This is a genomic window from Mycobacterium sp., from assembly GCF_032159565.1.
Taxonomy (GTDB): Bacteria; Actinomycetota; Actinomycetes; order Mycobacteriales; family Mycobacteriaceae; genus Mycobacterium.
Map to the genome: position 1 here is coordinate 1 of NZ_JAVHWR010000055.1, position 9,553 is coordinate 9,553.

At 63.5% G+C, this 9,553-nt stretch carries 10 protein-coding genes and 1 pseudogene; 5 read left to right on the top strand and 6 right to left on the bottom strand.

The window, feature by feature from the left end:
* Positions 1-569: 569 nt before the first annotated feature.
* The gene (locus QOC76_RS06950) at positions 570-962 is read left to right on the top strand and encodes a hypothetical protein (protein ID WP_526355565.1); all 393 of its coding nucleotides are present in this window, start codon (positions 570-572) and stop codon (positions 960-962) included.
* Positions 963-1,809: 847 nt separating this feature from the next.
* Here the strand turns inward: QOC76_RS06950 and QOC76_RS06955 are convergent.
* The 3 genes from QOC76_RS06955 to QOC76_RS06965 are packed head-to-tail and all read right to left on the bottom strand — an operon-like array spanning position 1,810 to position 2,779.
* Positions 1,810-2,127 (bottom strand): DUF6907 domain-containing protein, encoded by a 318-nt coding sequence (locus tag QOC76_RS06955; protein WP_526355567.1) that lies wholly within the window; start codon positions 2,125-2,127, stop codon positions 1,810-1,812.
* On the bottom strand, positions 2,124-2,462 hold the full coding sequence (locus QOC76_RS06960) for a hypothetical protein (protein ID WP_526355569.1): 339 nt from the start codon (positions 2,460-2,462) through the stop codon (positions 2,124-2,126). The genes QOC76_RS06955 and QOC76_RS06960 overlap by 4 nt, the downstream gene beginning before the upstream one ends.
* Positions 2,459-2,779, bottom strand: coding sequence for a hypothetical protein (locus tag QOC76_RS06965; protein ID WP_526355571.1), 321 nt, complete (start codon positions 2,777-2,779; stop codon positions 2,459-2,461). The genes QOC76_RS06960 and QOC76_RS06965 overlap by 4 nt, the downstream gene beginning before the upstream one ends.
* Positions 2,780-2,980: 201 nt before the next feature.
* Here QOC76_RS06965 and relB point away from each other — a divergent pair, with 201 nt between their 5' ends.
* A complete protein-coding gene (gene relB / locus QOC76_RS06970; RefSeq protein ID WP_526355573.1) occupies positions 2,981-3,205 on the top strand; it encodes a type II toxin-antitoxin system RelB family anti-toxin in 225 nt (74 codons plus the stop codon).
* A 204-nt stretch (positions 3,206-3,409) separates the two neighbouring features.
* On the opposite strand, the gene QOC76_RS06975 is transcribed toward relB, so the two are convergent.
* Together QOC76_RS06975 and QOC76_RS06980 are read right to left on the bottom strand one after the other, a co-directional pair.
* Entirely contained in the window at positions 3,410-4,303 is an 894-nt protein-coding gene (locus QOC76_RS06975) for a L,D-transpeptidase (RefSeq protein WP_526355575.1), read from the bottom strand.
* Positions 4,304-4,804: 501 nt separating this feature from the next.
* The gene (locus QOC76_RS06980) at positions 4,805-6,007 is read right to left on the bottom strand and encodes an FAD-dependent oxidoreductase (RefSeq protein ID WP_526355577.1); all 1,203 of its coding nucleotides are present in this window, start codon (positions 6,005-6,007) and stop codon (positions 4,805-4,807) included.
* Between the two features lie 1,011 nt (positions 6,008-7,018).
* Between QOC76_RS06980 and QOC76_RS06985 the strand changes: the two genes are divergently transcribed.
* The gene (locus QOC76_RS06985) at positions 7,019-7,180 is read left to right on the top strand and encodes a hypothetical protein (protein WP_526355579.1); all 162 of its coding nucleotides are present in this window, start codon (positions 7,019-7,021) and stop codon (positions 7,178-7,180) included.
* Positions 7,181-7,243: 63 nt separating this feature from the next.
* Here QOC76_RS06985 and QOC76_RS06990 read toward each other — a convergent pair whose 3' ends face one another.
* Positions 7,244-7,513: a hypothetical protein gene (locus QOC76_RS06990; protein ID WP_526355581.1), complete on the bottom strand. Its 270-nt coding sequence runs from the start codon at positions 7,511-7,513 to the stop codon at positions 7,244-7,246.
* A 691-nt stretch (positions 7,514-8,204) separates the two neighbouring features.
* Here QOC76_RS06990 and QOC76_RS06995 point away from each other — a divergent pair.
* Together QOC76_RS06995 and QOC76_RS07000 are read left to right on the top strand one after the other, a co-directional pair.
* A pseudogene (locus QOC76_RS06995) lies at positions 8,205-8,459 on the top strand (transposase); the annotation flags it as partial.
* A gap of 432 nt (positions 8,460-8,891) precedes the next feature.
* Positions 8,892-9,553: ubiquitin-like domain-containing protein (locus QOC76_RS07000; protein WP_526355583.1), on the top strand; the 662-nt coding region annotated here is incomplete at its 3' end.

Sequence of the window (9,553 nt, forward strand, 5' to 3'; positions counted from 1 at the left end):
CATGGCCGCAAACCGAAATGGCCTGCCACGTCGGTGCCACCGGTCCCGCCCGTATGGCGGTTCGGCGGCCGCACTCGGCTCCTGAGCTGCAGTTGTCGACTCTCCCTCTTGGGGATTGCATACCAGAATCGATTGAGCGCCAGGCTCATTGAAGCCATGTTCGGAAACTTTTTTCAAGAGGTCTTCTACGTCACCGGAGTCAACAACGACATTTTCCGAAACCAGTTAGTGCGTATGCGGTGATCGAGTGGAATTCGGACGGACGAGAACCGCACGTTTGATGATGCAAGAAAGCATTTACCGCGATTTGCCCTCCGGCGACCGACCGGCCCGTAATCCGCACTGCCGCTGGACCTTCGAGGTAAGTGAATTTTGCGACCTGCTTAGGTGGCGGTGCCGTGGGAATTTGTTGCCTGCTGTTGAGGCCCAGGGCGCTGCGTTGCTCATGAGCGGCGACAGTAGCGACGAGCACCGACACCTTGGAGCTTTCGGTTGCGGGCAAACGTCGCGTCATCGAGTGAACCTGGGTTCGCTGCGGCGGGGCTACCGACAGTGCATAATCCGTATCCGTGGGGATGGCAGAAGACGCGCAGCGGCGGCTCAGCGAGCAACGGCAACACGCGCAACAGCGACAAACGACACAACAAGACGTGCAGGCGCACACCGTCGCCCTCATCGAACCCCTCGTCAAGGAATTCATTGAGGCCGCGCGAAAACTTGGGCTCAAACCACGACAGCAGCATCTAGGCGCCAATCGATTCTCGCCCAAATATTACGTAGTCTTTCTCACCGACGGGCTGGCCATCACCATCCGCGCGAATGGCAAGTGGGAATGGTCGGCTAGAAGCAGCATGATTGGCGGCCCGCAGCCCTTTCCGGGCTACGTCAACCCGGCGGTCGTGGTCCCACAGTGGCGGAAGACCTTCGAGGCCACGCTGACTCGCCTTCTGGAACGCTCTTAGAAGTCACTCCGGCCCGTCTACCCGTGGGAGTTGGGTGGCGGCTCTGGGCAGCGAGCCGCACGACGCAGCCTCATCAAGCAGGGGGAGGGAAGTCCTGGGCGTACCTGTCCGGGCCTCCCGTGTCCTGTCGCGTCAACCGACCTTGGTCAACTGATAAGCCCAGAAGCCGGTCGATCCAGCAAGAGTATTGTTGTCGACCGTCATAGGGCCGTCCGGCGACGGAGCGGTCCAGGTGTCTCCCTGTAAGTGATACTCCACAGCCGTATATGGCCCGTTCATTTGCCAGTGTTTGCAGCCGGCGCCACACGAAGTGATCACGATAGTGTCTGGTGGCCCCGGGTCAACTAAGTACGTCATCTGGTAGGTGCCGTCAGTTAGTTCGGCCGACGCCGGGCTGGCCAATCCGATTGCACAGCCTGCAAGGACAGCGCCGACGGCAAGTCCGCGAATAGTAGTAGTCATAGCGCCCATTGTTTGCTTCCCTCCCCTGGATCACGGCCTCTTGGCGGCCAGTGTTGTTCGAAGACTAGCCGCTGACCTTCAAGATCAGTTTGATGAATGCAAATTGACGCCCCGTTGTTTGCGTCGGCAAATAGTTAGCTGCCGCGATCTGCCGCCATACGTCAGGTCAACGCCCAGCTAACTGACAGAGTTGTACTCCGGCGTACAGCCAAATTCCAGGCAATCTGGTGCGCAGCCTCAGGCGGCACTCAGGGGAATGCACTCCCTGGCGCTGCGGTGCCCGTTCAGGCAGCGGGGGGCTTCGTCATTCACAGACTCGGCCCGCCACCTGTGGGTGTCGGGTGGCGGGCCGAGGGGGAGCCGATAAGTCAGACGGCGCCGACCGTCATCCTGTTCCCTCCACTTCCTTCGCACTCGCCAGCAGCGACTCGGCGAGCAGCCGCGCCTGCGTCACGGTGAGATACCCGTCGACATCGACGTCTCGGACGCAGACGTTGACACACACATTGGGGGTTGCGTCGATGCCGTGACGGTGTGCCATGACCGCTAAATGGTCGTGTTCGTTGTGGCCTGTTGGGGTGAGGTGCTGTTCTCCGTAGCAGGTTTGGTCCGAGGCGAAGTAGTGGCCGGGGTGGCCGTCCCCGTAGCGGCACCACGGCGTGCACGCGATGGGCGGAAGGGGCTGCCGTTCGGTTGTGGTCATTCGCCGCTCACTTTCACTCGGTCCAGCTCGTCGGCCGCCTCAAGCAGTGACCGCCCGATAATGCGGGCGGTTTCACTGCACAACTCGTCGTCCCAGTGCACACCGCCCAATCGGATGCACCGGCCTTCAATGGTGCCGTCGGCGAGCTGGGTGCCGAAGATCGTGATGAAGGCGTCGACCTCTTGGTCGGCGTAACCAAAGCGCAGCCCGGGCACCGTCCATCGCGGCCCGTCAAAGACGCGGAACTGATCGGGTGTGCCGACGTCGGCCCAATCGCTGACGTCTGTGGCGCCCACTGGAGGGGGAACGTTCGAGAAGTCCTTTAGGGCGCTCATCGGGTCACCCACTGATCAATCTCACGGGCTGTTTCGATGAGAGCAGAGGCCAGTTCGCGGGCCTGGTCGCTGTTCAACGGGCTACCTTCGCCGAGGTCGTACACAAAGATCTGCGGCGGCTCGATGCGGCCGCCGTCGATCGTGCCGTCGGCCCACTGAATTGCGCTGGGCGACAAGGTCAGTGCGTGGTCGGTGATCTTCCGGTCGGCGGCGAGGATCACACGGTACGCCAGCGGATCATCTGACTGCCATGTATCGAGGGTGCGGGCACCGGCAGGTAAGGCGACATCGGGGTACGGGTTGGTTGCAGTAGTCATGGCTAGCTACCTCTCGGTTGGGTTGCTAGCGCCCTGCGTGACGAGTTCACATGCAGTTCATGCGGTCCGATTCCGGTCTACAAAACTACCTTTGACCTGCGTCGAACTTGGTGCGCGATACTGGGATTGAACCAGTGCTACACAATTTCTTCGGAAAGATTATTCCTTGTTAGTAGTATTCCATGCGGGTAGTATTGATGCGTGATTGAACTAGCGAACCTTCGACGAGCCGCCGGTATGACGCAGGTCCAGGTTGCAGCCAATCTAGGCGTCGGACAAGCGCATGTCAGCAAGATGGAGCGTCAGAGCGACATGCTTCTCAGCACTCTTGCGTCGTATCTATCGGGGCTGGGGGCGCGCGCCCAGATCGTCGTCGAAATTGCAGATCAGACGTATACGTATGACCTTGCGCCGAAAAGGAGGTGAAGGTGACGAGTGCTCCCGCGTCGACGCAGACAACTCATCAGAGGGCGGTCAGGTTCTTCTGGGCGCTGTTGATTGCTGCCACCACGGTCAGCCTTGTCGGCAATGTCGCGCATGCGATCTTGCCTTACCTCCCGAGATGCCGGTGGCGTATGCGCCGCGCCCCTAATCAAAATCGCAACGGAGACGGCCAAAGCGTCGGAATAGCTAGCTCTGCCAGTCGCTGGAGCCGTCGTGTCTGGTGTAGGTACCGGTGGAGTTCTTCACGATGATGGGATCACCGGCGCCGAAGTTGTCGAAGAACCACCTTGCGTTCGCGGGACTGATGTTGATGCAGCCATGACTGACGTCGCGCTTGCCCTGGTCACCCACCGACCACGGAGCGCTGTGTACGAAGTTGCCGCTGTCGTCGAACCGAACGGCGAGGTCGACCGTCACCTTGTACCCGTTCGGCGAGTTGACCGGGACCCCGTAGGTCGAGGAATCCATCACCACCGAGGGCATCTTCTCTTGCACGTAGTAGGTGCCGTTGGCGGTTTGGTGGCCGCCGGCTGACATACCCATCGACATCGGGATGGTTTTCTCCACGGTCCCGTTGCGGGTGACGGTGAGCTGGTGTGTGGCATCGTCGGCTGTGGCCACCAGCGTGTCGCCGGTATGGAAGCTGGACACCGTGCCGCCCGCATCGACGGTCACCGAGGTGTGGGCCGGCCAGAAGCTCAGCGGCCGCCAGCGCAGCTGCGTGGGGCTCATCCAGTAGAACTTGCCGGGAACCGGCGGGACTGACGAGACGTGGACGGCAGCTTCAGCCGCGCCGGAGTCATCGACGAGCCCGGGCAAGTTGATGATGATCGGCTGGCCCACGCCCACCGTCGAGCCGTTGGCAGGGGCGATCTTCGGCGGCGCGAATGGCGCCGTACCGGTGAACGGTGTCGGGTCCTGCCCAGCGGCGGGACCAGCGACAACGCCTGGGTCGCCGGGAGCCGCGTCCGGATCCGCCACCGCGGGACCCGAACTCAGCACCAGCACCCAGCCCAATATCGAAGCCACTCCGGCCGCCTTCACAGCGGTGGAGAGGCTTCCCTTCGTCCAGCCCGACATATACATCCCTCCAGTCACTTTCTGGAACCAGTCTCGCATAGCGCCCAGGCCAGCTATCTCTGCCGCCGCCTGGCCCCTCGCCAAGCCCTAGCTAACATCTCCGTGTACGCGGCGTGTACGCGACCGGCGGCGATTTGTAGCCGCACCGGAGCCCTGCCGCGCCCGTACTGGCAACGCGCAAATGTGGTGTCTTGCAAGCGGTATGCTCCGTTTCGGCTACCTGTTTCTGCCGGTAGTAGGATCCCGCGTTTCCGTTCTTAAAATCCGCACAGTCTGGGTTCGAGTCCCGGTGGGGGCACTGCATTTTCAGAGGTCAGCGGTCTAGGAGTCATGCTGCCGCCGTGCCGGGGTGAGTTCCCTTACGCACTTGTTACGTAACATTGCGGGTGTCGGCGGCACTAGTCAGCGTGGCATCTGCTTAGCGGCGCTGTGCGATGAGCGTGCCCATCTGAGAGGCCCGCACAGCGCCACTCTTCATACGCCCGTGGGTCACCGCAGCCCTCACCGGACGGGTACCGCCGACTCTCCACGCCGCCGCGCCAAGTACCGTCGCAAACCGGTGTAGAACGCGCGCTGTGTTCGGCGCACCACCGGTATCTGGGTGGCTAGGTGCATCTGGTAGCGCCACGGAGGCTGGGCACTATTGCGGCCCGCCATCGAATAAGCGAAGTCCACCGCGCCGCGGTCCAGGTAGCGATCGATCCGCTGGAACCAGGCCATGCTGGTGCGCGCCGCGGCCTGGACCGGCCGCAGTGCGTCGCGGCCTCGCTCGTCGTATTCGCGCAGTGCGACGGGGAGCTCCGCGTGCTTGTACAGGCTGTGCGCGAGCACGGTCGCGTCGATCATCGCCAACCTGGTGCCCGACCCGAGGGTGAAATGGGTGGTATGCGCGGCATCGCCGACGAGGGCGATGTTGTTGTGCCGCCAACTTTGGTTGCTCACCTCTGCGAAGCGCAGCCAACGGGCGGGCTCGCCGCGGGCTCGGCTGATCAGCGAGCGACCGTCGAGGGCGGTGGCGAAGATCTTCTCCAGCAATTGCACGCTGTCCTCACTGTTGAGCTCGCCGAACCCCAGCGCCTGCCACGTTTCGGGCGTGCACTCGACGATGCAGGTGCTCACCTCGGGGCTGGAGGGATAGGCGTGGAACCAAATCCATCCCCCTGGAGTCTGTTCGAAGGCGAAGACGAAAGTGTCGAACACCTTGTCGGTGGCCAGCCAGATGTAGGGGTTGCCCCCGACGTCGATCGTCGTACCGAAATGATCCGCATACTGCGTTCGTATCTGGCTGTTCGCGCCGTCGGACACCACAACGAGATCGGCATTAGCGACCGCAGCAACGTCCTCGACCTCACGTGGGCGCTGGATATCGACGCCAAGATCGGCCGCCCGCGACGCCAGAATGTCGAGCATGGCCGCCCGACCCAGGCTGTATCCGTAGCCGGGCAGGTATGCCGTGGCCGCGCCGGGCAACCGGATCTGCTGCTCCTGCCACAGCATGGAGGCCGCCCGCAGCTGCCGGGCACTCTCCGGGTCGTTGCCGTACAGCATGTCCAGCAGGTTGTCCCAGTACACGACACCCCAGCCGTAGGTGGTCCCCAGGGGATCGCGCTCGATGACAGTGATGTCGTGGCCGGCGTCGCGCAGCTTCGCCGAGATGGCGAAGTACAGCCCGGCCGGCCCGCCACCGACGCATATGATCTTCATTGGCGATGCTTCCATTTTCCCGACCGCTTTTCCCGGGGGTTTTGTGCTGCCTTCTATTTCGGGCTGTCGGTGCATCCCGTTACCGCGACGAATCACCCCGGGCGGTACCGCGCTGAGGCCGAGAGCCCTGCCTGCTTCATCACGTCTGTCGAACGACCAAAACGGCGGTAACGATGGTGCGCAGCGGTGCGTATCGATGACGTGGGCAGCTGTTCGTATCGGGTGCGATTCCACCGCCGGTGCTCGGCCCGAATTGCGTTCGCCGACAAAGGCAGTCACCAACTAAAGGACGTCCCGGACACGTGGCCGCTCCGACCAGCCCCTGACGCCGTCGAGGTGTGAGGGGGTTACCGCTCAGCGACCTCGAACTCCGTGGGTAGCGCTCGAGCTTCCGGCGGCACCGTTATCGCTTCGGGTGTTCGTGAGGTTACCGTCAGCGACGTGGATACCATTGCTCGCATCGCCGAGGGTGTAGGGCGATGGTTGCATGCAGATCGGCGGCGGGCCATACAGCGTCGTAAGCGAGAGCCCTGTCTGCTCCCGCAGCACCAGCCCGCGGATGCTAGCGGAAGCAGTAGAGCACACATTTACACTGGATGAATCCTACTGTTCCGCAGGCATTTTCGTTCGTTCCCAGGTGCAACAGGTCACACCGGACGCGGCTTCGTCGGTGAATTCCTCGAATGACAGCCACCCCAACCCACCACGATGTCTGGCATTCTGCAATCGCCGACCGCCACATGTGCGCTCCACCGTGTCGTTCGCTCTTGGTATCGACGGGCGTGGCTTGTCGAAGGAGTTCCTGTGGCGAGCAGACAACAAGGGCTGGGGCCTGGCCACCAGCGCGCGCCACCGCCACGATGGTCGCGGGGTACCGGGCGGCCGCGACCAAGCGCGATCAACCGTTGATCGGCGATCCCTTCGCCGATCAGGTGGTCCGCGCGGTTAGGACGACTTTTTTACCCGGTTGGCCGGCGGAGAACTGGGATGCCGTCTTGCACCATATGACCGATGTACGCCTTGCGCAGAGGGTTTTTCGACGACTTCTTCGACGACTTCTTCGCCGACGCCGGGCGCGCTGGTATCTACCAAGCGGTGATCCGGCATCGCGGCTCGACGGCCGTCCCTACCGGCTGTCCTGGCTGGCGGCGCACAACGCGCGTCGGGACCTAACCTGCATGAGTCGCTGTTCGGGTCCTCAAAGTAGATGTCGAAGATGCGCTCGAGTTGGGCTGGTCAGTGCCCCCAGCCGTGACCCCAGCCACCCCAGCCCCAGTTGCCCCAGTTGCCGCCGCCGCCCCAGCCCCAGCCGCCCCAGTTGCCCCAGTTGCCGCCCCAGCCCCAGCCGCCCCAGCCCCAGCCGCCCCATCCGTCTTGCGGCCACGTTGTTGCGGGCAAGTCTTGGGTGGGCGGGGCGGCGTGGCCCACACCCCCGCCCAATCCCAACGCCGCGACGCCCAGCGCTGCGGTGAACGATGCTTCTGCAAGCTTTTTCTTGAGATTCATGGACGGCCTACCTCGCTCATCCCCAACCCTGAGGCGACCCACGTCGGTTAACAGCAATGCGCGTCGGCCGCTTCGCCTGACAATACTCTTGCCCGTGCCAAACTGACATAGCCGAAAATTCCCAAAATCCCCGTGATATTCGTGATCGTCGACGCTCGAGAACCGTCTTGGCGCGGTGTGGTGGACGGCTCGGTGGGAGACGGCGTTCACTGCGCGAGCAGATGCGGCTCCTAGCTCACGATCCTGACGCGCCACTTGTCGAGTGAGTCACGCCAACGGTGATTCGGAGCTGTCGCGCATCTGACGTATCAACCTGCTGCCGGGAACTCGCCTGCACGAGCTAACCAAAATGGTCCGATCAATGCATGCCTGCGCGGCGTGCACCGACCATCCCGGCGTAGGCAGCGGCGCAGACTCCAGTGTCGGGCACCACGATGGTGTCGTGCCGCAGGTTCGAGGCATCGGCCCGCAGACCCCGTCGCGCCAGGGCCGCTTCACATTCTTCTGGTCGACCATTCTCCGAGCACAGGGCCGGCGACACGCCGGAAGTGGTGTTCGGCTATGGGCAGGGTGGACGGCATGATAGGAGGCTCATGAGCTCGGTTGTGGTGGGTTGTCCGAGGTAGCTCCCGGACAGAGCGAAGACACGCACTTCGGGAGGCCGAAGTCGCGTGGCGCGCAGCACTTCCCCGTGTTGAGCTCGGGTCAGGGATCGTTGCCGCCATCGCTGAATGACTGGCTGCCAGCCAAGCACCCGGCCCGGTTGATCGCCGAATTGGTAGACGCGCATGTGGATCTCGTTCCCATCCGGGCCGCGTCCGACGCTGGGCGCGCCACGCCAGACCTTGATCCGCGGCTGATGATGCGAATCTTGTTGTACGCCTACATCACCGGGGTGTGCTCGTCGCGGGTGATCGAACGCAGATGTGTCGATGATGTGCCCTTTCGGTGGTTGGCTGATGGGGCGGCGCCGGACTATCGGGCGATCGCAGGATTTCGTAAACGGCACGCGTTTGCGCTCGGGAAACTGTTCGTGGAAGCGTTAGCCTTGTGCCGTGCGGCGGGCATAGCGCGGCTGGGACGGGTCGTGCTGGACCCGACGAGGGTGCGAGCCGGCGCGTCGACACGCCAGGTGATGCGCTACATGCGGTGTGAGACGGAAAGGGTTCTGGCCGAGGAGGTCCGGGCCCTACTGACAGAGGCCGAATCGATCGATGAGGCCGAGGATGCGACGTCGGGCAAATACAGTCGCGGTGACGAGTCGCCAGAGCGCTTGCGGCGACGCGAAAGTCGGCGGGCCAAGGTCCGCAAGGGTAAAGGTCGCCCGGAGGCTGCGGCCGCCCAGCGGGCTGCTCCGAAATCGAAGGCGCAGCGCGCGTTGGTCGGCGCGTTCTTGTTGGCGTTGATCTGCGCGGGCGGCTACGCCGTCGCAGCGCACAAGATCGTCACGCTCGTCGTCGACGGCTCACCGATGACGGTGTCGACGATGACGTCGCGTGTGATCGACGCGGTGCGGGACAACGGCTTCGCCGTCGGTGACCACGACGATCTCTATCCGGCCGCTAATCAGCCAATCCACCAGTCCGACACCATCGTGCTGCGACGCGCCCGGCCGCTGCAGGTGTCGGTGGACGGCCAACAGAGCAGGCAGGTGTGGACAACGGCTTTGACTGTCGGCGACGCTCTCAAGCAGCTGTCTATGAGCGACGCCGCGCCGGCTGCGGCGTCTCGCGCGAGCCGATTGCCGTTGGCCGGCATGGCGCTGCCAGTGGTCAGTGCGAAGAACGTGCACATCATCGACGGTGGTGTCGCCAGCGAGCGGCGCCTGGCGGCGCTCAACGTAGGAATGCTGCTGGCCGCCGCCGAAGCGCCGTTGGAACAGGACGACATGGTGGTGCCGCCGGCGTCGACGGCGGTCACCGAGGGCGTGCAGATCGCGGTCACCCGCATCCGGACGCAGAAGGTCACCGCGCGCATGCCGCTGCCGCCATCGACACGACGCATCGCGGACCCCGCGATGAACATGAGCCGCTACGTTGT

Excerpts from the sequence above, each read along its gene's own strand:
- QOC76_RS06955 (WP_526355567.1), bottom strand. The coding sequence starts at position 2,127 with ATGACCACAACCGAACGGCAGCCCCTTCCGCCCATCGCGTGCACGCCG.
- QOC76_RS06985 (WP_526355579.1), top strand. The coding sequence starts at position 7,019 with ATGTACGCCTTGCGCAGAGGGTTTTTCGACGACTTCTTCGACGACTTC.
- QOC76_RS06965 (WP_526355571.1), bottom strand. The coding sequence starts at position 2,779 with ATGACTACTGCAACCAACCCGTACCCCGATGTCGCCTTACCTGCCGGT.
- QOC76_RS06975 (WP_526355575.1), bottom strand. The coding sequence starts at position 4,303 with ATGTCGGGCTGGACGAAGGGAAGCCTCTCCACCGCTGTGAAGGCGGCC.
- QOC76_RS06960 (WP_526355569.1), bottom strand. The coding sequence starts at position 2,462 with ATGAGCGCCCTAAAGGACTTCTCGAACGTTCCCCCTCCAGTGGGCGCC.
- QOC76_RS06980 (WP_526355577.1), bottom strand. The coding sequence starts at position 6,007 with ATGAAGATCATATGCGTCGGTGGCGGGCCGGCCGGGCTGTACTTCGCC.
- QOC76_RS06990 (WP_526355581.1), bottom strand. The coding sequence starts at position 7,513 with ATGAATCTCAAGAAAAAGCTTGCAGAAGCATCGTTCACCGCAGCGCTG.